This window comes from Paenibacillus sp. FSL R10-2736 (genome assembly GCF_038000245.1).
GTDB lineage: Bacteria > Bacillota > Bacilli > Paenibacillales > Paenibacillaceae > Paenibacillus_AQ > Paenibacillus_AQ phytohabitans.
Map to the genome: position 1 here is coordinate 4,213,735 of NZ_JBBOBN010000001.1, position 24,111 is coordinate 4,237,845.

The 24,111-nt window shown below is 51.5% G+C and carries 23 protein-coding genes and 1 other annotated feature; of the genes, 3 read left to right on the forward strand and 20 right to left on the reverse strand.

Annotated features, from left to right (window positions below; genetic code table 11):
• Positions 1-20: 20 nt before the first annotated feature.
• From ptsP to aroA, 6 genes are all read right to left on the reverse strand, one after another.
• Positions 21-1,787, reverse strand: coding sequence for a phosphoenolpyruvate--protein phosphotransferase (gene ptsP, locus NSQ73_RS18295; protein ID WP_039297929.1), 1,767 nt, complete (start codon positions 1,785-1,787; stop codon positions 21-23).
• A complete protein-coding gene (locus NSQ73_RS18300) occupies positions 1,784-3,670 on the reverse strand; it encodes a glucose PTS transporter subunit IIA (RefSeq protein ID WP_042136521.1) in 1,887 nt (628 codons plus the stop codon). The genes ptsP and NSQ73_RS18300 overlap by 4 nt, the downstream gene beginning before the upstream one ends.
• Positions 3,671-4,345: 675 nt before the next feature.
• The gene (locus tag NSQ73_RS18305; RefSeq protein WP_340987561.1) at positions 4,346-5,014 is read right to left on the reverse strand and encodes a hypothetical protein; all 669 of its coding nucleotides are present in this window, start codon (positions 5,012-5,014) and stop codon (positions 4,346-4,348) included.
• 234 nt (positions 5,015-5,248) lie between these two features.
• Positions 5,249-5,683, reverse strand: a complete 435-nt coding sequence (locus NSQ73_RS18310; RefSeq protein WP_340987562.1) for a CoA-binding protein — start codon at positions 5,681-5,683, stop codon at positions 5,249-5,251.
• 167 nt (positions 5,684-5,850) lie between these two features.
• Positions 5,851-6,402, reverse strand: coding sequence for a GNAT family N-acetyltransferase (locus tag NSQ73_RS18315; protein WP_340987563.1), 552 nt, complete (start codon positions 6,400-6,402; stop codon positions 5,851-5,853).
• Positions 6,390-7,682 carry a 3-phosphoshikimate 1-carboxyvinyltransferase gene (gene aroA, locus NSQ73_RS18320; RefSeq protein WP_042136513.1) on the reverse strand — a complete coding sequence of 431 codons (1,293 nt, stop codon included), beginning with the start codon at positions 7,680-7,682 and terminating at the stop codon, positions 6,390-6,392. The genes NSQ73_RS18315 and aroA overlap by 13 nt, the downstream gene beginning before the upstream one ends.
• 117 nt (positions 7,683-7,799) lie before the next feature.
• On the opposite strand from aroA, the gene NSQ73_RS18325 reads away from it, so the two are divergent.
• Complete coding sequence (locus tag NSQ73_RS18325) at positions 7,800-8,108, forward strand: rhodanese-like domain-containing protein (RefSeq protein WP_042136512.1); 309 nt, start codon at positions 7,800-7,802, stop codon at positions 8,106-8,108.
• 26 nt (positions 8,109-8,134) lie between these two features.
• Here the strand turns inward: NSQ73_RS18325 and NSQ73_RS18330 are convergent, their stop codons facing one another.
• The 4 genes from NSQ73_RS18330 to NSQ73_RS18345 all read right to left on the reverse strand — a co-directional run bounded on the left by NSQ73_RS18330 (position 8,135) and on the right by NSQ73_RS18345 (position 12,718).
• Positions 8,135-8,683 carry a shikimate kinase gene (locus NSQ73_RS18330; protein WP_042136510.1) on the reverse strand — a complete coding sequence of 183 codons (549 nt, stop codon included), beginning with the start codon at positions 8,681-8,683 and terminating at the stop codon, positions 8,135-8,137.
• 147 nt (positions 8,684-8,830) lie between these two features.
• A complete protein-coding gene (gene gndA, locus NSQ73_RS18335; RefSeq protein ID WP_039297916.1) occupies positions 8,831-10,243 on the reverse strand; it encodes an NADP-dependent phosphogluconate dehydrogenase in 1,413 nt (470 codons plus the stop codon).
• Positions 10,244-10,510: 267 nt separating this feature from the next.
• Positions 10,511-11,107: a hypothetical protein gene (locus NSQ73_RS18340; RefSeq protein WP_076245389.1), complete on the reverse strand. Its 597-nt coding sequence runs from the start codon at positions 11,105-11,107 to the stop codon at positions 10,511-10,513.
• A 321-nt stretch (positions 11,108-11,428) separates the two neighbouring features.
• Positions 11,429-12,718 (reverse strand): MFS transporter, encoded by a 1,290-nt coding sequence (locus NSQ73_RS18345; RefSeq protein WP_042136506.1) that lies wholly within the window; start codon positions 12,716-12,718, stop codon positions 11,429-11,431.
• A 189-nt stretch (positions 12,719-12,907) separates the two neighbouring features.
• On the opposite strand from NSQ73_RS18345, the gene NSQ73_RS18350 reads away from it, so the two are divergent.
• Positions 12,908-14,383, forward strand: a complete 1,476-nt coding sequence (locus tag NSQ73_RS18350; protein WP_039297911.1) for an aminotransferase class I/II-fold pyridoxal phosphate-dependent enzyme — start codon at positions 12,908-12,910, stop codon at positions 14,381-14,383.
• A gap of 117 nt (positions 14,384-14,500) precedes the next feature.
• Here the strand turns inward: NSQ73_RS18350 and NSQ73_RS18355 are convergent, their stop codons facing one another.
• From NSQ73_RS18355 to NSQ73_RS18380, 6 genes are all read right to left on the reverse strand, one after another.
• Complete coding sequence (locus tag NSQ73_RS18355; RefSeq protein WP_019911532.1) at positions 14,501-14,824, reverse strand: DUF1292 domain-containing protein; 324 nt, start codon at positions 14,822-14,824, stop codon at positions 14,501-14,503.
• 84 nt (positions 14,825-14,908) lie between these two features.
• Positions 14,909-15,463, reverse strand: coding sequence for a copper amine oxidase (locus NSQ73_RS18360; protein ID WP_340987565.1), 555 nt, complete (start codon positions 15,461-15,463; stop codon positions 14,909-14,911).
• 254 nt (positions 15,464-15,717) lie between these two features.
• Positions 15,718-15,954, reverse strand: a complete 237-nt coding sequence (locus NSQ73_RS18365) for a DUF3892 domain-containing protein (protein ID WP_039297904.1) — start codon at positions 15,952-15,954, stop codon at positions 15,718-15,720.
• A gap of 92 nt (positions 15,955-16,046) precedes the next feature.
• Positions 16,047-16,490 (reverse strand): GNAT family N-acetyltransferase, encoded by a 444-nt coding sequence (locus NSQ73_RS18370; RefSeq protein WP_042136503.1) that lies wholly within the window; start codon positions 16,488-16,490, stop codon positions 16,047-16,049.
• A 122-nt stretch (positions 16,491-16,612) separates the two neighbouring features.
• Positions 16,613-16,828 carry a hypothetical protein gene (locus NSQ73_RS18375; RefSeq protein WP_340987566.1) on the reverse strand — a complete coding sequence of 72 codons (216 nt, stop codon included), beginning with the start codon at positions 16,826-16,828 and terminating at the stop codon, positions 16,613-16,615.
• Positions 16,829-16,895: 67 nt separating this feature from the next.
• On the reverse strand, positions 16,896-17,981 hold the full coding sequence (locus NSQ73_RS18380; RefSeq protein ID WP_340987568.1) for a site-2 protease family protein: 1,086 nt from the start codon (positions 17,979-17,981) through the stop codon (positions 16,896-16,898).
• Between the two features lie 74 nt (positions 17,982-18,055).
• Positions 18,056-18,325 (forward strand) — a binding site (T-box leader).
• Between the two features lie 116 nt (positions 18,326-18,441).
• Here NSQ73_RS18380 and metG point away from each other — a divergent pair.
• On the forward strand, positions 18,442-20,103 hold the full coding sequence (gene metG / locus NSQ73_RS18385) for a methionine--tRNA ligase (RefSeq protein ID WP_340987569.1): 1,662 nt from the start codon (positions 18,442-18,444) through the stop codon (positions 20,101-20,103).
• A 500-nt stretch (positions 20,104-20,603) separates the two neighbouring features.
• Here metG and NSQ73_RS18390 read toward each other — a convergent pair whose 3' ends face one another.
• The 4 genes from NSQ73_RS18390 to NSQ73_RS18405 all read right to left on the reverse strand — a co-directional run bounded on the left by NSQ73_RS18390 (position 20,604) and on the right by NSQ73_RS18405 (position 24,087).
• Positions 20,604-21,554, reverse strand: coding sequence for an aldo/keto reductase (locus NSQ73_RS18390; RefSeq protein ID WP_340987570.1), 951 nt, complete (start codon positions 21,552-21,554; stop codon positions 20,604-20,606).
• A gap of 174 nt (positions 21,555-21,728) precedes the next feature.
• Entirely contained in the window at positions 21,729-22,544 is an 816-nt protein-coding gene (locus NSQ73_RS18395) for a helix-turn-helix transcriptional regulator (protein ID WP_042136499.1), read from the reverse strand.
• Between the two features lie 263 nt (positions 22,545-22,807).
• Positions 22,808-23,578, reverse strand: a complete 771-nt coding sequence (locus NSQ73_RS18400) for a creatininase family protein (RefSeq protein ID WP_340987571.1) — start codon at positions 23,576-23,578, stop codon at positions 22,808-22,810.
• 26 nt (positions 23,579-23,604) lie between these two features.
• Positions 23,605-24,087 carry an NUDIX hydrolase gene (locus tag NSQ73_RS18405; RefSeq protein WP_340987572.1) on the reverse strand — a complete coding sequence of 161 codons (483 nt, stop codon included), beginning with the start codon at positions 24,085-24,087 and terminating at the stop codon, positions 23,605-23,607.
• Between the last annotated feature and the right edge of the window lie 24 nt (positions 24,088-24,111).

Consider the following 24,111-nt stretch of genomic DNA (forward strand, 5'->3'; position numbering starts at 1 on the left):
TTATGTGTGCCCGTTAATGGTTATGACGTTTTTTCTTTGGAGTCCCCGCCTGCACCCAGCGTAATTCCGCTGCGCCCTGCAAAGGCACTCAGCTGCTCCTCTGTCTCCGAGCTGGTCCGGTTACGGAAGCAGAGCTTGGCAACTTCTCTGGCTTCGGAAGCCAGCGTGTTCAGGGTACGGTGCTTCACCTTGAGCAGCGCCTGAGGCGACATGCTCAGCACACTGATTCCGAGCTCCAGCCAGAGCGGTAATGACCGTTCATCTGCGGCCATCTCACCGCACACACTGACATCGATCCCTACGCTGCGGGCCGCATCCACGGTCATCTTGATCATGCGCAGCACTGCCGGATGGTAGGGATGATACATATGGGCAATCTGCTCATTCATCCGGTCCACAGCGAGTACGTACTGCACCAGATCATTAGTGCCGATACTGAAGAAATCCACTTCCTCCGCCAGCAGATCGGCAATCATAACAGCGGCTGGTACCTCAATCATAATGCCCACAGGCAGCTTGCGGTCATATGGAATCCCACGGCTGTCCAGCTCACTTTTCACTTCCTCCAGCACGGCTTTGGCAGCCTGAACCTCTTCTACGGAGGAGATCATTGGGAACATCATCCGGACATTACCGTAATGGCTGGCCCGCAGAATGGCCGTCATCTGAGTCTTGAACATGTCCTTGCGGTCCAGACTGATGCGGATGGCGCGGTAGCCGAGGAACGGATTCTGCTCCTCCGGCAGCTGGAAGTAATCCAGATGCTTGTCTCCTCCGATATCCAGAGTGCGGATGACTACAGACTCCTTGCCGACTTTTTCAGCAACAAGCTTATAGACTTCAAACTGTTCATCTTCCGTCGGGAACGTATTACGGTCCATATACAGAAACTCCGTACGGAACAGCCCCACACCTTCGGCTCCATATTTCAGCGCCATATTAAGCTCCTTCACAGAGCTGATATTGCCGGCCAGACGAAGAGATACGCCGTCTTTGGTGAAAGCTTCAACGGTAGCGAGCAGCTCCAGCTGTTCCCGCTTTTTGAGCTGCTTGGCACGTCTGGAGGTGAAATCCCGCACGGTGGACTCATCCGGATGGAGCATCACAGCTCCGGTCTCCCCGTCGAGCACCAGCATGTCCCCGGTCTGAATGGGGGTAAGGATTTTGTTCTCCAGGCCCGCGACCAGCGGAATGCCGAGCGCCCGGGCCATGATGGAGGAATGCGAAGTCTTGCCGCCCATCATCGTGACAATGCCCAGCACATAGGCCGGGTTCAAATGCGCCAGCTGGGACGGAGAGAGCTCCTTCGCCACAAGAATATAAGGCTGTGTATCCGACGGAAGGGTAACTTCCGGCGCACCCAGCAGATGCTTCAACAGACGGTTGCCGACATCCTTGATATCCACCGCCCGCTCCTTCATATACTCATCGTCCAGCAGATCGAACATGGCTACAAAATGGTCAATGGCTTCCTTAACGGCCACCTCGGCCGCTTTATACTGGCGTTCGATAATGCCGCGGATTTCACTCATGAACACAGGGTCGTCCAGGATCGCCAGATGGGCATCAAAAATACTCGATTCCTCCGGCCCGACGACCTCCCGGAATTCTCTTTTGATAAATTCGATCTCATCCTTGGAGGTGCGGATCCCTTCGTATAAACGTTCAAACTCCTTAGCCAGATCCACCGGATTCACCTGAGTGTCCGGCAGACTCCATTCCCAGTTCGGCAAGACAAAGGCCTTCCCGATGGCAACACCTGCTGCGGCGCCTATGCCTTGTATCATGCTTCGATCCCTCCAACATTACTTTCGTGTAGAACAACGGACATGACTGATGACTGCCCCTTTTTAACATTTTTAAATGGAGCATAGCTCCAGGATTTTACGCGGTCCGGATTGGTAATGACCATAGGTGTAGCGAGTGACGCGGCATGCTCCTTCAAGAAAGCCAGATCAAATCTGACCAGCAGCTGCCCGGGCTCCACGCTGTCACCCTCCTGTACAAGCGCCTCAAACGGCCCTTTAAGCTGCGAAGTATCAATCCCTATATGCATAAGCACCTCAAGCCCTTCGGGTGTAGAAATGCCCACTGCGTGCATTGTAGGGTATACATGCATCACCTTGCCGAATACGGGCGAGACCAGCTCTCCTTTTTCCGGGAAAAAGGCTACTCCGTCCCCAACCAGCTTCGCGGCGAAAATATGATCCGGCACCTCTTCGATCGGCATCATCCGGCCCTGGATGGGCGAGCTGAACAGTACCTGCGGCAAATCGCGCAGCATCAGCTTGTCAATCTCTTCGCGGATCAGCTCCGAGTATGTACCGAAGACGACCTGCACATTGCCGCCGCCCAGCTTGATAATGCCTGCGGAGCCAAGCCCCTTGAGTGCTCCTGTATCTATCAAACGGTCGTTATGCACAGTTAATCTTAGCCGGGTGATGCAGGCCTGTACCTGTACGATATTCTCTTTGCCGCCCAGCGCCTCCAGAATCAGCGGAGCCTGATACGGTATATTCCCCGCCCAGTCTCCCAGCTCGGACCCTTCTTCGCGGCCCGGTGTAGGAATCTGGAAGCGGCGTATCGCCCAGCGGAACACATTATAGTAGACGATGCCATAGCCGATCCCGATCGGAATCAGCAGCCAGGCCCGCTGGGACAGATGCAGATTGAGGAAGAAATCGATCGCACCTGCCGAATACGAGAAGCCGTGGTGAATACCGAGTGAGTAGGTCAGTACCATGGCAAGGCCGGACATGACTACATGCAGCGCGAATAAATATGGGGAAGCGAACAGAAACGCGAATTCAATCTGCTCGGACACCCCGGTCAGAAAGCAGACCAAAGCGGCACGCAAAAAAGTCTTCTTAATCTTCGGCTTGAGGTCCTCGCGCGCTTCCTGGATAATCGCGAAGGCAATCGCCGGCAGGGCAAACATCATAATCGGGAACAGCCCGGCCATGAAGATCCCCGCTGTAGGGTCACCGGCAAAAAAACGCGGCAAATCCCCTTGCACGACTGCACTTCCGTCAGGCGTCGTGAAGGAGCCCAGCTGAAACCAGAATACATTATTAAGAATATGATGCAGGCCAAAGGCCGTCAGCACCCTGTATAATACCCCGTAGACAAAAACTCCATATCCGCCGGTAACCTGCACGACCCGGAAGAGATCATTCAGCAGCTGTTGGAGCAGCGGTGATACGCCGAGCATCACCCAGGCGAACAGCGCCGAGAACAAACCCATAAACAGCAGTACAAAACGCGATCCTCCGAAAAACTGGATCGCCTCCGGCAGCTTGATATTCTTAAACCGGTTATGCGCTACGCCGGCTACAATCCCAAGGATAATACCAATTAATGTTGCAGGCTGTACAGCCCCGTCTCCCATGTTGGAAACAATCCGGTCATAAGTGAACATCCCTGCGAGCGCCGCCAGTCCGGCCGGTCCGGCCTGATTGGACAAGCCCCATGCCACACCGACAGCAAACAAATAAGGCATGAAATAGAATATTCCTTGCCCCGCGTATGTCGTCACTTCGGATACCGAAGAAAGTCCCCATGCAGACCACGGTAAGCTGCCCAGACTCAGCAAAATGGCCGCAGCCGGAAGCACCATGGTAGGAAGCATAATGGCTCTGCCTAACTGCTGCAAAGATCCGAGCCAATTCAAGGTGACCCTCTCCTTTCTTTCTATATTGAATGGTAAGCGCTGCAGCAGTTTTTGTCAAAAGAATACGTGTAAACAAACACAGCAAGGATAGCCTGGCCCGGGGGCGATTACCCGTATACTTTTATCTGACACAAACTATCCTCTGCAATAGAGGTCAGTCACAGGACTCCTGCGACTTCTGCGACTTCTGCGACTTCTGCGACTTCTGCGACTTCTGCGACTTCTGCGACTTCTGCGACTTCTGCGACTTCTGCGACTTCTGCGACTTCTGCGACTTCTGCGACTTCTGCGACTTCTGCGACTTCTGCGACTTCTGCGACTTCTGCGACTGAATAAGTGTAGTTTGTACAACTATATTTGACTTGGAGATCTTATATTTTATTTTAATTGCATTCTGTACAACTATTCAGGTCCAATTCCGCTAAAATCGCAAAAATCGTTTTTTTAATTGTACGAAGTGCAGTTATTCCTGAAAAACCCCCTGTAGCGCGCATTTTAGTTGTACTAAATAAACTTATCTCCTATTACACCGGATGGCCTAAAAACTTTAGCGGTAAAAGTAGGAACTTCAGCATTGATCAGCTGTCATTGGCGCAACCTTAATCTGAAACATTACTAGTTGTCACCCAAAGGAAGGGTATATTCAGTGTTCTCGCTGTTCTGAGTGTTCTGAAGTCACCATACGATATCGGACCGCATTGTGCTAACCTCGTAGTACCGCACCCGTTCCTTTGAAAATACAGGTTTAAGCAGTCCTTTATCACTCAAGGCTACCAGCAGCTTGCGCGCCGTCCGGAAATTGATGTGTAAATATTCAGTCACATCCTTGGGACGAAGCGGCCGTGCAATCCGCCATGCCAGTCTTAACACATCCATCTCTTCAGAAATCAAATGCTGAGCGGCAGTACTCCGGGCTAAATAAGGTGCCAACGCTAGCTGCAGCAGCATCCGGCATACCTCCGGACGCTGCTGGATATCGTCGAATGAGAAATGCAGCATTTTCCAGCCCATTCCAGTTAAGAAGGTATCCCTATTAAGTGCATAGCTGAATTTTTCACGGTCCACGTCTTTAACATGACTCTGAAAACCATCGCATTCAATTCCGAAACGGCTGCCGCTTGCAGGCAGAAAAGCAAAATCCAAAAATTGCGACTTGCGGTTCCAGTCATACACTTCGTATTCCGGATGCAGCTGCTCCAGCGACTCAAACAACGGCCACCATACATTCTGAAAAAACAGTTTCTCCGCATAGTTGTGTCCACGCACCAGCCTCCCCCGCCGTTCACCAGCTCTTTCATTAGTATGCATCTCAATAAACGTGCAATGTGCCTGTTCAAAGTCCATATGAATGACCTCCTGTAAAATAAAAAAAACGCCCTTCCCCCATGAAATGGAGTAAAGGACGTTCTTCGTCTGTTTCAAGTATAGCAATCACAATCAATAAAATCTATATTCTGCATGAGCAACATTCGGATTCCAAGGCTTCGCACCGTTCTAGCATTCCGGATTATGAAAACCAGAAGCCGGAGCTCCATCCGGCTCCCCTATGAGCTCTTTCAACCAGCTGAAATCAAGTACTTAACCCCGGCTCCGGCCCTTCATCGTAATCGCTTCTTCCACTTTGATGCAGCGGTCCATGATGGCGATCATATCGTGGGCAGCGGCGATGTCAGCTGCCTCCTGGCTGATGATGCCCTGCTGCAGCCAGAGCACGCGCGCTCCGATATCCGCGGCTTCCTGCGCGACAGCCGCGCAGTATTCACTGCGGCGGAATACATTCACAATATCCACCGGTTCAGGAATTTCCGCCAGCGTGTGATAGCATTTCTCGCCCAGGATCTCTCCGTCTACCGACGGATTGACCGGAATAATCCGGTAGCCCCGGCTCTGCATGGCGCCTGCGACCATATAAGAGGTGCGGTCGGTTTTGTCGGATAGGCCGACTACGGCAATATTGCCTGCTCCAGCCAGAATATCTCCGATTTCTTCCCTGCTTGGATTCTCAAAGCTCATGTGTATTTCCCCTTCCCGTGGTTAGATGTTCGTTATAAATACATCATACAGCGGAGCGTACCAAGTTCCAAATTCACATGACTCCCGCAACGGCCGAATCCATTCTTAAACAGGCCGATTAGAAGCCGGGCGGCCGGAGATGCGGTTCCGTTAGTGCGGCAGAACCCTCAGCTCACCGTACACAGCCAGACCATATGGACAGAATCCGGACCCCAATAATCCTTAACTATCACATAGGGTTCTCCGAATTTCCGCTGCCACCTGGTTTGTGCGCGTCTGTAGCCGCTGTCCAGGCAGAACTGAGTGATGCCCTGCTTCCTTAGAAACACCATCAGTTCCTCAACCAAAGCCGACCCAATCCCTTGCCCCTGATATCCAGGCAAAACATACAGACTGCCCAGCTCGCCTACAGCATCCAGCTGATTTCCGGAACAAACCCTGATGTCCTCTCCGCATGGAGCATAAGAAATGGTTCCGACAACCCTACCGTCAATTCTCGCGACCCAGAACCAGGTGTCTGAATTCGGCGGATTCAAGGAAGCAGCTGCCATTCGTATCTTGGATCCAATCTCCTGCTGAATGTCAACCTGCAGGTGACCCAGTCCTTCGCTTTCAAAAGCATCCGTAATCGCAATCTTATAAAGATCCGATACCGGAGAAATATCATCCTCCGTGAGCGGATTGATATTTAACGGACCCACCTTTGTTATTCTACCCATTCCACATTCGCGCCCAGCGAACGCAGGTGATCGAAGTATTGCGGGTACGATTTCGCGACATGATGGGCATCCTTGATCCGCAGCGGCTGACGGGCTCTGAGGCCCACTACAGTAAGCGCCATAATTACACGGTGATCATAATGCGCGTTAATGGTTACGCCGCCTTCAACACCCTCGGGCGTGCCATGGACAATGATCTCGTCACGGCGCTCCTCCACCTTCGCACCAGCACGGGTCAGCTCGGCCAGGTAGTCGGTAATGCGGTCGCATTCCTTATATCGCAAATTCTCCACGTTGTAGAAGCGTGAGGTTCCTTCAGCAAATACGGCAGCGGCCACCATGGCCAGCACAGCATCCGTAGCTGCATCACCATCGAATTCTACTGCCTTCAGAATACCGTTGCCTTGCACATGCACGGTACCATTCTCATGCGTGAGCGGTACCTCCATCATCCGCAGCACATCAACAATCGCCCGTTCCCCCTGCTTGCTCTTCTCAGCCAGACGGTGAATCGTCACATCCGACTTCGTCACCGCTGCGGCAGCAAGTACGGCTGCCGAACCCGGGTAATCCCCCTGAACCGTATATGACTTGGCCGCATAAGCCTGCCTACCCGGCACCTTGAAGGACATGTAATCGTCAGCAGCATGTACAGTAATGCCTGCCTGCTCCATGACTTCAAGTGTCTGTCCGATGACCACTTTGGATTTCAGATCATCCAGTACAATAATTTCACTGTCTTCCTCTAACAGCGGCGTGAGGAACAACAGCGCACTAAGATACTGTGAGCTTACAGCACCGGATACGGTAATCCGTCCGCCCTGCGGTTTACCGCCGCGAATAGTGATCGGCAGCCTTCCGTTATTATGCTCCACCTCTACACCAAGCTGGCCCAGCGCCTGAATCAGGTCATCATGCGGGCGTTTGCCTAGTGAATCCGGATACGTATTCACGAAAGTGACCTCCGGGCTGAGCGCGGCAACCGCCATCAGGAAACGCAGCACGGCGCCGGCATTCCCGACATTCAGCTCTTTGACATCACGAGGGTGACGCCCGAACCCCTGAACTACAATCTTCTCCTCATCTTCAGTCAGTACAGCCCCGAGATCGGCGATACATCTGCGGATGGCATCGCTGTCCTCACTGTGCGCGGGATGATAAATCGTGCTGACTCCTTCCGACAGGGCAGCTACCAGCAGGTAGCGTGTTGTGTAATTTTTGGATGACAGAGCTCCGAATTCCCCTTGCAGTGCCGGCGTTGGCCTAACAATAACGTCCATAATCTAAGCGCTCCTTAAAGTAATATAGTTTCTGTATGTACGGCCCCGTTTGACAGGGTAATCCGCAGTTGTGTTATCATTGATACATTCTATTAGGACAGAAAAGAGGGTACAACCATGAATGAAATCCCACAGATTACACCACAGGAACTGCGTGAGCGGCTCGCTTCAGGCGAAGAGCTTGTTCTGATCGACGTCCGCGAAGATGATGAGGTTGCCTTCGGCATGATTCCCGGTGCGCAGCATATCCCAATGGGCCAGATCCCGCAGCAGACTGATGAGCTTCCGGCTGATACTGAGATCATCTTCATTTGCCGTTCCGGCAACCGCAGCCAGCGTGTCTGCGAATATCTGCAGCAATTCGGCATTAAGGGCTCGAATCTGAGCGGCGGCATGATTGAATGGAATGAAACCGGACAAGCCTAGTCCAAGCCACGAACACACTTAAAAGCTCAAGCGCGGTAATGCATTAAAATATATTGTGAGACTTCGGCCACATTCAGCTCCGTTGTATCGACCGTGCAGTGCGCGAAACGGTAAGCCTCCCTGCGCTGCTCCATAATAGCGCGGACCCGTTCTTCGGCATTGCCGGCGAGCAGCGGCCGGTTCTCATCCCCGCTGACACGGGCGATAATCGCTTCCTCAGTGGCCGTAAGCGCCACAACAAGCCCCTGCTCGAGCATAACCTCCGCATTACCGGGTGCCAGCACTGCGCCTCCGCCTGTAGAGATTATTCTGCGCTCACCCTGCAGCATCCGCTTCAGTACGGCCGATTCAATCTTCCGGAAAGCCTCTTCGCCGCCTGCGGCAAAAATCTCCGCAATACTCCGGCCTTCACTCTCCGTAATCACTGCATCCAGATCAACCAGTTCATATCCAAGCTCCTCAGCCAGCATAGCGCCTACCGTTGACTTCCCCGTAGCCATCATTCCGACGAGTATGATATTTCTGTTCTCTGTTATTTCCCGTATATTCTGCCGTTCTTCCTGATCCCCAGCCATAACTACCTCCAACCGCGACATTTGTCATATCATAACACAGGGTGAAAAGTTTGCACAATGCAGCAGAGGTGCAAAAAAGCCCGAAAGCTCTCCGCAGGAAGCGAAAAGCATTTCGGGCTCTCTATAGCCTAAGCTGGGCGGTTACAATTACTCAGCCAGCCAGTTGTGGTGGAACACGCCTTCTTTGTCCACGCGTTTGAAGGTGTGGGCGCCGAAATAATCGCGTTGTGCCTGCAGCAGGTTCGCCGGAAGGCGTTCAGTGCGGTAGCTGTCATAATAAGCAAGCGCACTGGAGAAGCCTGGAACCGGAATACCCAGGGTTACGGCCGAAGCAATAACTTTGCGCCATGCGGATTGGTAGTTATCCATAACATCCTTGAAGAACGGATCAAGCAGCAGGTTCTTCAGGTCTGCATTATTGGCATAGGCATCCGTGATGTTCTGCAGGAACCGGGAGCGGATAATGCAGCCGCCGCGCCAGATCTTGGCCAGTTCACCATATTTCAGATCCCAGCCGTATTCATCAGAAGCTACACGCAGCTGTGCGAAGCCTTGTGCATACGATACGATTTTGCTGGCGAACAATGCTTTACGCACGTTCTCGATGAATTCAGCCTTGTCACCATCGAAGGCTACAGCAGCAGGACCGCTCAGCACTTTGCTGGCTTCAACGCGTTCTTCCTTCATTGCAGACAGGAAGCGGGAGAATACGGATTCGGTGATCATGGACAGAGGCACGCCGAGATCCAGCGAGCTTTGGCTTGTCCATTTGCCGGTACCCTTTTGTCCGGCAGCATCCAGAATGACGTCTACCATGGGTTTGCCGGTTTCTTCGTCATACTGCGCGAAGATATCCTTAGTAATTTCGATCAGGTAGCTGTCCAGCTCGCCGCTGTTCCACTCTGCGAAGGTGTTGTGCAGTTCCTTGGCATCCAGGCCCAGCACATCTTTCAGCAAATGGTACGCTTCGCCGATCAGCTGCATGTCGCCGTACTCAATGCCGTTATGCACCATTTTTACATAGTGCCCGGCACCGTCCGGTCCAATATATGTACAGCAAGGCTCTCCGTCCACTTTGGCAGAAATAGCCGTAAGAATAGGTTCAACCAGCTTATACGCGCTTTCTTGACCTCCAGGCATAATGGAAGGACCTTTCAATGCGCCTTCTTCACCGCCGGATACGCCAGTACCTACGAAACGGAAGCCTTTGTCCTCAAGATATTTGCTGCGGCGAACAGTGTCAGGGAAATAAGCGTTACCGCCATCGATAATAATATCGCCCTGATCCAAGAACGGCAGCAGCTGCTCAATGGTAGCATCGGTTGCTTTGCCCGCCTGAACCATAATCAGAATTTTGCGCGGCACTTCTAAAGATTGTACAAACTCTTCGACTGAGAAAGTACCTACCAGGTTCTTGCCTGCTGCTTCTGCGACCAGATCATGTGTCTTCTCCGGGGAACGGTTAAACACGGATACGCTAAAGCCTTTGCTCTCGATGTTAAGAGCCAAATTTTTGCCCATTACCGCCAAGCCAATGACGCCGATTTGTTGTTTTGACATCTGGTTCTCCACCCTTTGCACCCTGTATTTTTTGTGAAATCCATTTCTCGCAGTATAAGAATACCACCCTTTGTCAGAGACAGCAAAGTTCCGCCTGCGAAAGAGAGATCAATTTCATTGACAAAGTCCTAAGAATCAGGGAAATTGCTCACAATGACTATTTTAACGGTTTTGAGCGCAGAAGTGAACCCCTGCACGCAACTTGCATTACAAAGTTCAAGACACCCCATAGCGGGATGCCTTGAACTGAAGATAATTCATTCAATTTCACCATTCAAGCGCGGCAAGCTCCCTGGTCAGAATGTTCAGCCTGGCCGTGCAAGCCTCCACCTCTGCAGAATCCTTATTGTGCATGGCTTCACTCAGCCGGTCCAGCTGCTCATCAACCTCCAGCCGGCGGTCACGGATCCGCTCCTCGCCTTCAATAGAGTAGAACAGTTTCGTCAGTTCCTGGTCGGATAGCAGCGGACCCTTCTGGTACAGGACACGTTGCTGATATCCGGAAATCTCCACCAGTCGGATCACTTCGCCGAAAAGAATATTCTCAATAATAATCTGGCGGTCGCGGAAACGTTTGACTACGGCATGGCCGCGCATATCACCAATCAGCTTCTCCATCCATTCAGCCAGGCGCGCATCACGGATCATATAATCTCCCACCAGCTTGAAGCCATCCTTAATCCGCTGGAAGCGCAGCTTCACAAGCTTGCGTCCGGTGCGCACCGAAATAAGAAAAACATTCTCATTCTCGCTCCAGTAAAGGGAATAGCCTTCCTTTATCAGATCCTTGATCAAGTCCTGGATATGTTGTCTGTCAAACCGGAGCTCCAGATTGCAGTACTCCACTTCGTCATTTTTGTTCACGGCACTCCCCCCTAACTGCTTGGTTACAGCATAGCCAGTTTCATGGCCTAACTTAAGAAGTAGAACTGACTGCCGGACCTCCACATACGCACCATCATTTTGCCTTCGTCTTACACTTATTTTATACTTCATTTTATGTAGCGGTAACTTGGTTTATTGACTATTTTTACCCGCTTTCCGCCTTTTCCAAACGCCAGACCCTACTTTTGAAGTCATTCCCCGGTCTATTGTGCAAAATAAATATATAAAAGCCGCAGGCAGCCGGGTTTACCGGTCTGTCTGCGGCTTTAGTATTTCCTAATATTTTAATATAAGCAGCACTTAATGCGCGCTTCCTTGCTTCAGCTTCGTCCGGTGGACAATCAGCAAATGCAGGCCGAAGAGCAGGACCATTACACCTGCACTGGCCAGAAAAGGCGCACTATGGCTGACGGAATCCCACAGCTTGCCGGACAACACGGGACCTGCAACCATTCCTGAGCCCTGCAGCGTCAGGAACAGGCCCCAGACCGTCCCCCGCTCTCCCTTGGGAACCTGCTTGGCCAGGAAGGCATTCCATGCCGGCAGAATAAGCGCATAGCTTATTCCGACCAGCGCCACGGCAACGAAGGCCAGCGGCAGCCAGCGGACCTGCGAGAAGAACGCCAGGGAACAGGCTGCCAGCAGGAAGCCGATGTTGAGGAAGACCGATGTCCCGATTTTATCAACCAGCTTGCCCGCCGGAATCAGCGCCAGCACCGTGATGCCCCCGCCGGCAATCAGTAGCAGGCTGAACTGGTTAGGCGTCACATGCAGCTCGGAGCGGGCGAATAAAGTAACCACCGGGGTCATGAGCCCGATGGCAAAAGCCTGCAGGAACAGCGCCGGGAAGAGCAGCCGGCTTACCTTCAGGGAAGTTCTGACCTGATGCCAGGTCCGCTTCAGGCTCTGCAGCGGCCGCAGCGGCGTGCGCGGCACTGCAGTCCCTTCGGGATTCATCTCACGGACGACATGAGGCGCATGGCCGCCAATTCTAGAAGGCAGCAGCAGTGCTACAGCCACTACGGCAGCGGCGAAGCCCATCAGCACCAGGAATACTGTACGGTAGCTCTGTCCGCCATGGTCCATCATGAAATTGACGATAATCGGGCCAATCCCGGTACCGGCCAGCGACGCCATCTCCACAGCACCCATAGCCGCCCCGCTGCTGCCGCTTTCCGTAGAACCGGCAAGTTCGGTAATCCCGGTCATAGTACAAGGCCATAGCGGCGAAGTTCCGATGCCCAGGACTAGACAGGCAATAGACAATGTGGTTGCATCTTTGGCATAGATAATCATTCCGACAGCCACCAGAATCAGCAGCAGCGCACCTGTCATCGTCCAGCGGTAGCCAATCCGCTCCATCACCCAGCCGAACGGGCTGCGGAACAGATTATCTCCCAGATACTGCAGGGCAAAGGCGAAGCCGACCACCGTCACCGACAGGCCCAGAATATTCTCCATGTAGACTGGAAGCAGGGCTACCAGCAGCGATCCTTTGACGAATTCGACCAGAAAAATAATGACCCACATCTCCACAATGAACGGTGAGGCCAAATTGATATGCATACGCTGCGCTACTTTGCCAGACATTTCATCACATCCTAGTATTATGTTGATTGATTTGTTATACTGATGCTTGCTCAAGCAGAAATGGCTAGTCCGTCCTCAAATGGACGGTATCCGTTTCAGCGAGAAATATAAGGATGAAGTTTAGTGTAAACTAATACTTCCTTATATTTTGAAAAATCGACTCTTTGCGAAAGGTTGTGACAGCATTAAATGGATCAACATGTAACTCCCCTCTTCACAGCTCTCAAAAAGCATGCCGCCGGAAACCCAGTTCAATTTCATATTCCGGGACATAAGAAGGGGCTAGGGACCGATGCCGAATTCCGTGAGTTTATCGGCGATAACGCTCTATCCATAGATTTGATCAATATTGCACCGCTTGATGACCTTCATCAGCCCACCGGGGTTATTCTTGAAGCTCAGAAGCTGGCTGCAGAGGCCTTCGGCGCCGATTACACGTATTTCAGTGTACAAGGCACGAGCAATGCCATCATGACTATGATCCTCTCTGTCTGCTCAGAAGGAGATAAAATTATTGTGCCGCGCAATATTCACAAATCAGTGATGTCGGCCATTATTTTCTCCGGAGCCAAGCCTATTTTCGTCTCTCCTGTACAGGATGAGAATCTTGGGATAGACCACGGCATAACCACAAGCTCGCTCGAACGGGCTTTGAGGCGCCATCCGGATGCCAAAGGTGTCCTCGTTATCAATCCGACGTATTTTGGCGTGTGCGCCGACCTGCGTTCGATTGTCGACCTGGCCCACAGTTACGGGGTTCCCGTACTTGTGGACGAGGCACATGGAGTATTGATTCATTTTCATGAGGAATTACCGGTATCGGCCATGCAGGCCGGTGCGGATATGGCAGCAACCAGCGTGCATAAACTGGGCGGCTCCATGACGCAGAGCTCGGTACTGAATCTCAATGCCAAGACAGGTCTTGTTAACCCTCAGCGGGTACAAACCATTCTCAGCATGCTGACCACAACTTCAACTTCATATATTCTGCTTGCTTCTCTGGATACTTCCAGACGCAACCTGGCACTAAACGGCCATGAGATGGCATCCAGAACCATTGCCTTATCCAACTACGCCCGGGATGCCATTAACAGCATTGAAGGCTTGTACAGCTTCGGCAAAGAAATTCTCGGTACTGAGGCTACCTTCAATCTCGATCCGACCAAGCTTAATATTCACGTCCGCCATCTGGGCATTACCGGATACGAAACCGAGAACTGGCTGCGCCAGAAGTATAACATCGAAGTAGAACTCAGCGACATGTATAATATTCTTTGCCTGATTACCCCTGGAGATACCCAGGAATCCGTAGATAAGTTGTTAGCCGCTCTGCGCGTGCTCTCAGCGATCCATTACAGCAAAGGTGAGATTTATGAGATGAAGGTGCAGGTGCCGAATATTCCGCAGCTGGCCCTGATTCCGAGAGATGCCTTCTACGCCGATACACAGCTGGTTCCCTTCCGGGAGTCTGCAGGCTACATTATTGCAGAATTCATCTATGTTTATCCGCCGGGCATCCCGATTCTTCTCCCTGGTGAAGTTATTACCCAAGATAACATTGACTATATCATCGACCATGTGGAAATCGGCCTGCCGGTCAAAGGCCCTGAGGACCGCAGCATCACCAACATCAAAGTAATTGTAGAGGCTGAGCCGATTTCTTAATCGGCTCAGGTCCCTGCAGCAATACAAAACCCCGATACTGTTACAGTATCGGGGTTTTGTATTAGGCGGTGCTGTCTTGTCCAAGACAGCAAGCCTAAGTACTTGATTCACTGAAATCTATTCTTGCTGGGCCAGCAGCTCGTTGTAAGCTTCTTCAACAGCTTTCCATTCAGCTTCATCTTCAATGTTGTAGAGAACCATTTCTTCGTCTTCTTCTTCCATACGCAGAATGATGCCGTCTGCTTCAGGGTTTTCGCGCTCGAGCAGCAGTGCGTATAACTTCTCGCCTACGTCAAACGTTTCTACCAGCACCATTTCTACATCTTCGCCCTGCTCGTTCGTCAAGGTCAGCACAAACTCCTCGTGCTCATGGTCGTGATCATGTCCGCAACCGCATGCTTCACCATGTTCATGGCCATGCTCATGTTTGTGATCGCTCATTGAAATACCTCACTTTAAATTGAATTATCCTACATTTGGTATCGTAACACGTAAGATAAGTTCAGGTCAATTTGCAGACCCCGGTTAATTCTTGGCCGAAGCCGTAACCACCTTTTCTGACACAAGAACGTAATCTCCGCTCTTGGATGACTTGATGAAGAACCCTACACTGTATTTGCCGGATTCTTTGAAATCATAGGTGAATTCCGGGGTGGAGAACCAGAAGTCCTCATTCTTCGAGCCGCCGGCATCCTCCAGAATATCCTTCACATTCCCTGACGGATCGGTGATTGCCACCTTCACAGCTGAGACGCTGTCCTTCAGGCTGTCAACCTGGGTAAGGATCTTCATCTTCAGCTTGCCTGTATTTACATTGCCGAATACCGTATCGCCCTTGAACAGCACAATATGCACATTAGGCTTGAGAATCGTCACTTTGCCTGAACCGTCCCAGCTGACGACACCTCCCGCTTCTCTCGCAGGGATATAGGCCTTGCCGTCAATCAAATAGCCCCCATCGGCTATTTCCTTTCCATTGCTCCACACTTTGATTTTCTGGTTTACAGCGTCAGCGAACAAATATGAGCTTCCCATCATGGAAAACACAACCACGCATAGAGCAATTTTTTTCCATCTCATTGTAGAGCCCCTCCAAATAATTCATGCTGTTAATGTATACTACCAACCCTTCGACAAGTTGCGCAGAATTCAGGGAATTATTTCTTTTTGCAGTAGAAAAGAAACATGCATCATTATGCAACCGGTTTCGGTATGGAATCTATGGAATTTCAGGGAAATGTGCCCTCCTCACAAAACAAAAAAAGCCGGACATTAGCATCAAAATAGACGCTTGTCCGGCCGTTGCATCGTTTCATCCTGTTATCTATGCCTGGTTAAAATTGCGGAAGCTGATCCAGATTGTTGGTAGGATCCCCATCTGCATCGCCGCGAATATACATTTCGCCGTCTTTCCCTTTGAATGCGTTGACTCCGGCAATACTCCCGGACTGAACCTCCTGAAGTGCCTGCTGATAATCCAGCACACGGCCGGAAGAGGTCTGGAACTTGGTCAGATCACCATCACCGTTTCTTTGGGCTGCAATAAAGCGTTCACGTTCGTTGTTCATCACTTAGGATCTTCTCCTTCGCGCCTAGGATTAGCCATCAATCTGGCTCACAGATAGCTTGTCCATAGAATCGAAAGAGTATGTACCCGGGCTGATTACAGCGTTTTCTGCATTCTCACATGAAGAATACCGGCATCATAGAAGGGCTCCGGGGAAATCACTTCATAGCCCAGTTTGCTGTAAAAGGCTTCTGCATGACACTGGGCGTCGAGAATGGAGGCTACCAGGCCGAGTTCACGGGCATGCCCCTCCATAGCGAGCAGCAAAATCCGTCCGAAACCCTTGGACCGGTAATGCTCGTGAACAGCAATCCGCTGCATTTTAGCGGTCTCTGCCTTGTAATAAATCAGTCTTCCGGTAGCTGCCGGCTCCCCGTTGTCCTTAAGCAGGAAATGATGCGCATTGTCACCGATCACATCATATTCATCAATCTCCTCTTCGGCCGGCACCTTCTGTTCCTCCACAAATACCTTATTGCGGATCGCAAGCGCCATCTGGAGCTGCTCCTCTGTAGTGACATGTACGATTTCCACTGCCATTCTCCTCTAGCCCCTCTCTATAGGTCCAATCAACATTGAGCCATTATACAGAATTTTTAATATCCTGTATAGAGCCTCAGGTCTTCAGGGATAGGGAAGACGGATAAGCCGCGTCCGCCGGACTATTGAATGGAATACACCTCTTCCGGAATCGAACGGTCGTACACATCCTGCATAACAGGTGATATTAGACCATCCGGTGTATCCAGTCTGCCATCCAGCCCGCTCATCTTATGAACCCCCGTATATCCGGGAGCCTCACCGCCAGCCGCACATCCGGCCGTCCCCAGCATCACACACACTCCAATGACCCCGCACCATACGAATGACTTGCGCATAGTTGTACCCCCTGTTCTTCTTGATTCTATACAGCTTTGACGAATCAGGGGCTTCATAAACGAATCCTTACAGATTTACATTGCCAACGATATGCACAAGGTACATCATGACGCCGAGAAAGCCTGCGAGTACAAAATAAGCAATACCATATCTCCAGCGTGACGCGGCCGGCACATCATAATATTTATCATTATCAAACACTGTAAAACTGACCTCACACTGCATCTTCAGCTGCAGCTTAGTATCTACATACAGCTGGTCGAGCTGCACGATCCGGACTTTGCTGATAATAGACTGTACTGGCATAGTCGTTGTACCGTAGTAGTCCAGATTGTCCCAGCGGACACCAAGATATTGCTGGCGGTTCAAATCACTGTAGGTGGTAAAAGGCAGTTCCCTTTTGTGCTCAGGTCCGGGAATCAGATACCCTTGATCCTGCAAATCTTCAATCGGTATCAGGAAGCTCTTCAATACGGCATGCATCTGATTCTTCGTGCGCCGGCTGATATATTTCTTGTACATGTCATAGGCAAATAACATCCAGATAATACCGAACAGAATAGATTTCAAATAGATGATCACTGCCAGACCTCCAACCAGACCCACCACCCATAACCACCGGGTAACCGCAGTTGCAATTCTTCCCCCATCCAGCGGATGAATCGGCAGCAGGTTGATCAGGTTTATAAAAAAACCGACATAAGCCAGTGAATACAGCAGCGGGCTGTGATAGTAATAAGCTGCTCCGAAGACGGCGGCCGCGCCAATGCTCCCCAGAATGGGACCTCCAAAAGCAACGTAGGCTTCCTCTCTGGCATCCAGCGGTTGTTTCTTCATCGTAATTAATGCACCCATAAAAGGAACAAACAGCGGTGCGCTCACCGGCAGCCCGATCCACTTGGCAGCGATAACATGGCCTATCTCATGAACGAATAATAAGGCAACGAAGCCCACTGCAAATTGCCATGGTGAGATCAGTGCATAGGCCCAGATAGACACCATCATCGAAATCAGCGGTCCCGCAATCTTCCCCAGCTTAAGCAGAGACAGAATGGTTTTTCCCTTCAGCAGCAGCAGTACTCCCGCGCTACCAAGCCATCCCATTATGCCTGAGCTTTTCTTTTCCTGCTTTTTTTCCGGCAAAAGTCTCATTCTCCTTTATCTCTATATCTGGTGTTGACATAAGCCATCACCTGCATATATGATATCCAGTAATTAGGATAACCACAATAGCTATGAAGAGAAAGAGTACCTTGGCAATTCTTTCACAGAGAGCTCCGGCCGCTGAAAAGGAGCAAAGAAAACCCACGGGAATATGGTCTCAGAGCTGCGCATCGAAGCCCGCATAAACGGGACGTAGGCTGCGCCGGAACCCGCATCCGTTACCATGCTAGGGTATACCCGCAGGCTTATGCGGACGTACCTGAAGAGGTGGATGCCGCAAGGCATTGATGAATTTGGGTGGTAACACGTGAGCACAGGCTCTCGTCCCTTTTGGGGATGAGAGTCTTTTTTGTGCGCTTAGAAATCTAAACATGTTCTCAGAAACGGGATTTGTCCGAATCCGTTTCAAGGAAACATCTGTCAACAAAACTTATAGGAGGACAATGACATGACAAACATTTTTATCGGAGGGGCTTGGCCGTATGCCAATGGCTCCCTGCATCTGGGCAGGCTTGCGAGTATTCTGCCGGGAGATATCCTGGCCCGCTATCACCGTGCCAAAGGCGACGCTGTGCTGTATGTCTCCGGCAGTGACTGCCATGGCACTCCCGTCGCTGTGCAGGCGGCGCAGGAAGGTGTATCCCCTGGTGAATTCGCCAGCAGATATCATCAGGAATTCACAGATTGCTTCCGTTCGCTTGGATTCACCTATGACTTATACACCCGGACCGATCAGGAGCATCACCACAGTGTGGTGCAGGAGCTGTTCCTTAAGCTGCTGGATAACGGCCATCTGTACCAGAAGTCTACGCTCCAATGCTACTGTGAGCAGGATCAGCGCTACTTGCCGGACCGCTATGTAGAGGGAATCTGCCCGGTCTGCGGACAGCAGGCCCGGGGTGACCAATGTGATTATTGTTCTACGATACTCGACCCGGTTGACCTGCTGGAGCGTACCTGCAAAATCTGCGGAACCCCGCCGGTGCTGCGTTCCACCCTGCATTATTATTTGTCACTGTCCAGCTTCCAATGCGCACTCTCAAATTATGTGGATTCTGCGCAGGGCTGGAGAGACAATGCTGTGCGTTTAACCCGCAGATATCTGCAGGAAGGACTGCAGGACCGCGCCGCAACGCGGGATCTGGATTGGGGGGTAGATGTTCCCGTTGATGGCTTCACGGACAAAAAAATCTATGTGTGGATTGAAGCGGTCAGCGGCTATCTGTCCGCCAGCAAGCAGTGGGCTGCCGGGACCGGCAACCGCTGGGAGGATTTCTGGCTTGAATCCACTGAGAACAAGGACGCCGGGTACCCTCCCATTACAGCCTATTATGTGCATGGCAAGGATAATGTCCCTTTTCACAGCCTGATCTGGCCGGCTCTGCTGCTGGGTGCTGGAGACCTTCATCTGCCGGACCGTATCTTCTCCTGTGAATACATGACTCTCGAAGGGGAGAAATTCTCCACAAGCCGTAACTGGGCCGTCTGGGTGCCGGATATTCTCAGCCGCTACGACCCGGATTCCATCCGGTATTTCCTGACGGCGAACGGTCCTGAGAAACGGGATGCCGACTTCTCGTGGAGAGAATTCATCTACAGCCATAACAGCGAGCTGCTGGGTGCCTTCGGTAATTTCGTCAACCGCAGTCTGGTATTCGTGAATAAGTTCTGGAATGGCGAGGTGCCTGAGGGCACACTGGATGCCGCATGGGCCGGCAGCATTAATACACTGTACAGTGAGACCGGGAGACTTATTGAGGGGGGCAGCTTCAAAGAAGCGCTCGAGCATGTCTTCACCCATATCCGCCAGGCCAACAAATATTTCGATCAGCAGCAGCCGTGGCTGCAGACTAAGAATGACCCCGCCGCCTGTGCCAGCACGCTGTATACCTGTGTACAGATCATTGCTAATCTGTCCAACCTGTTGAACCCGTTCATTCCATTCTCCTGCGGCAAGATCAGGGGGTTTCTGGCCCTTGAACAGCCTGTCTGGCAGCCGGTAGCCGTTCCGGCGCATCAGCGGGTGCAGGGGCTGGAATTATTGTTCGAACGGATTGATGTGGCGCGGATTGAGGAGGAGACCGAGCGGCTTAAGAGCTTGCAGCGCTGAGGCGGAAAACTTCATCATCCCCTCGTCAGATGGCTGATGAGGCGGACTGAGATTCCTCTATTCCTGCAAATCAGGCAGATTCCCGGGTCAATCGGACTGAGAATCTCTTATATGCCCGGCCACCCCTCATTTTGGGGCCGGATGAACAAAATAACGGAATCTCAGTCCGTTGCAGCCTCAAAAAGCTTCTTTTTAGGGGATATGGTCCTCTCAGTCCGCTTCACTTTCGCCATGAACACTTGCTCCAGTAAACCTGTTACTCGTCACCTGTTACTTGTTACCTGTCACCTGTCACCTGTCGCCTGTCACCTGTCACCTGCTACCTTTTACTTGTTACCTATTTCCGTTTTCGCAAGAATCCGAACACTGGTGATATGCCGGTACAACTCAAAAAAGCGTCCTTATCCGCAGACCGCTCACAAAAACAAGCGGTGCAGATAAGAACGCTTTTGGATTTCAATGCATAACTGATGCTGCTGCAACTTTCAACTATTCAGCCCTTAATGGCCGGGAAAGCGCCCTCCGGCTGCAACACCCTGCGGGGAGATCCGCTCGATCCGGGCCAGATCATCCGCTGACAATACCACCTGCAACGCGCCGAGATTATCTTGTACCCGCTCCAGCCGCTTTGTTCCCGGGATCGGCACAATTTGCTCACCCTGCGCAAGCAGCCAGGCCAGCGCAAGCTGCGAAGGAGCACAGTCCTTCTCGGCTGCCATCTGCCCGATCAGCGAGACCACTTCGAGATTCCTGGCGAAATTCTCTCCCTGGAACCGCGGGTAGCTACGGCGGTAATCGTCCGGCGGCAGGTCGTCGAAGCTTTTAATCTGACCGGTCAGAAATCCGCGGCCCAGCGGACTATAAGGAACGAATCCGATGCCCAGTTCTTTGACCAGCGGCAGTATTTCATCCTCCACCTCCCGGCTCCAGAGCGAATATTCTGTCTGCAGTGCCGTAAGGGGATGTACCGCATGTGCGCGGCGTATCAGCTCAGGTGAAGCTTCCGATAAGCCAATGTAGCGGATCTTCCCTTCCTTGACCAGTTCAGCCAGCGTGCCTATAGTCTCCTCGATTGGTGTGTTCGGATCAGGACGGTGCTGATAATACAGATCAATATAATCCATACCGAGATGGTATAAGCTGGCATCTACGGATTTTTTGATATAAGCCGGATCACCCTTGGGGCCCTGAGTATGCGTAATGCCAAATTTGGTCGCAATAACCGCTTTATCCCGTCTGCCCTTAAGCGCGCGGCCCACGAGCCTCTCATTGCTGCCAAAACGCTGCTGCGCGAAATCTCCATAGATATCTGCTGTGTCCAGCAGGGTTACTCCCAGGTCGAGTGCCCCATGGATCACTTTTACCGACTCTTCGTTCTCCGGCATCATCATCGTTCCTAGTCCCAGAGCCGATACTGTCAACCCTTCGTTTCCGAGTGTTCTTGTCTGCATTTGGTTGTCTCCCTCTTTTCCCGGTGAAAGATTCTTCGGATATGTCCCTATTCTAACCTTCCTGCCATGGAGCAGCCACAGTACGTTTATGCTAGTAAGATCATTACCAGGGAACAGAACAGCACAGAACAGAAATAGAAGCAGACCGGCCGTCCAAGTGACTTCATTCGATTCTCAGCTCTCTGCCACCACAGGTGTATAAATACAGATATGCAGACCCGGATGATCGGCCAGACTCGCAACGGAGTTAATGTCATAGGTCACAGATTGATTCGTGCTTAGACTTTGTATGACTACGCGATTTACTTTTTTGCCTTGAATGTTGTGCAGCTTCCACATCTCTGCGAAATCCATACTGTCCTCACAGAGCTTCACTACCATGTCTTTGTACCAGGGATCGTGCAGATGCATGTCATAATAGGTTCTGAACACAGCTACTGAATAGAGCGCGAACTCCTCCCAATTCAGCATCCGGCGGCGCAGCCCCTGATCGAGAAACAATAGACGGAGCATAATACGCTCGGAAGCAGGCAGCTTCCCGAAATTGCTAAGAACTTCACCCGCCTTATCATTCCAGGCTAGAACCTCCGACCGCTCATTCGTAATAAAAGACGGATAAGACAGCTGGCTAATAATATCCCGCCACTGCGGATTCAGCCCGGGACTCACAGTATTAATAGAAGGAACTGTATCCGGGTTCCCTGGATTCCACAGCTCGAACAGATGCGTCCGCTCATCAGGCGTCAAGCGCAGGGCCTGGCTGAGACTCTCCATAATCTCTCTGGAAGCAGTAACTTCTCTGCCTTGCTCCAGCCACGTATAATAGGTGCTGCTGACACCCGCCAGAATCGCCACTTCCTCCCGCCGTAGTCCGGGTGTTCTGCGCTGGCTGTTCGTTTCCTTAAGCCCGGCAGCTTCAGGCTGCAGCCGGTCCCGACGTGATTTCAGATACTCTCCAAGCCGCTTGAACTTTGAATTCTCATCGCTCATAAACTAACCTCTTCTCACAGCAATTGGTGTCCCTATTCTACCTTATTCTCTGCCGTTCACAAACTTACACGGAACTCGGACTTGAGAAGCTATAACATAATCTCTCGCAAAAAAAGCTGCAGAACACCCTTCGCGTCGCACCGTGATCAATAGAAATAACCCCACTTGCTTCTCCAAGCCGCTGTCGCGGTTAATTGGACGAAGCCTATGGGGCTTAACTAACTCGCATGTGTCTTTCTTTCTGCTGCTTGCCTATGTTTCCATTACTGCCTGGAAGCTTCAGCCTGACTAATCTCAACAGCCTGTGCAGCAATCTTCTGCAGTTCGGCTGCGATAGCCTCCACAGAGCCCTTCCACAGCTTGCGTCCTAATTCTTCGCTGGCATGAGTCGGATCGCCAATGACACCCGTTGCCGAGTACCTGGTGAAGTCGAGTCCGGGATCGTCCAAAACCGGTTCAGTACTGCCGGGATTCTCAATCAGCTCCTCACGGATGCACTCTGGATGTTTGTAGAGTCCCAGTGATGTGGTGAAGCTGTCGGCATGACCACCCGGAATATGCGGATCGGCATGTGTACACCAGACCTCATGGAACGGATGATGCGGAATATGAACCCTGGCTTTTCCTGCATACTCCTGATTAAATTTCACAGCCACCTGGTTCAGCATATGTCCGCCGCAGCCGCGCATAATCACCAGCTGCTTGAAGCCCTGGTCAGCCAGTGAAACCAGAACCGCATAGATCACATCCTCATACACCTTCTGCGGGATGTCGATGTAGCCATAGCCGTAATTGCGGTGCTCGGGAGTTGGACCAAATGGAATCGTCGGAATTACCAGCGACTTCACACCGTAGCTCAAATTTGCCATAGTTGCTGCTTCAATAGACAGCTCGGTAGCCAGCCAGATATCAAAATCCACCGTCGCATGCGGCCCCTGCTGCTCCGTGCAGCCGGTTGGAATAATAGCCATATAGCCTTCGGCTGCTTTTTGCTTAATCTCCAGAAAAGTTAATTTCCCATATTCTACGTTCATCTATAATCTCCTTATATGGTACTGCATCATATCTTCCTGCTCAGACTTACTGTAAATTCGGGCTTGGTCTGGTAGGCCATATAAGCGACTGTACCGTCAAATGCCAGATAAGCTTCATAACGGGTGCGGATAGCAGGGCTGGTAATCATCTCAAGCACTTTATCCCGGCTGACCCAATAGCTCTCCGATGTTTCATCCGATGTTGCTAATGCCCCGCCGATTGGCCGGCACACATAGTCCAACATCACTTTGGTCGGGACATCGGTTACACCGTCATGCCATTTGTACATCCCCGTATTGGAATACACGCCGATCAGCTGGTCAACCACAGTGAGGATGCCACTTTCCTCCTGTATTTCACGGGTTAGCGCATCCATCAGATTCTCTCCCGCCTCCACTTGCCCTCCGGGGAACACCCAGCCGCCCTTAAACGTTTTTACCAGTAAAATTTCTCCCAGTTCATTCTCTACAATCCCGCCGACCGCGACAATATGAGTAGGCATAGACACGGCAATCACTCCGATCAATGGTAG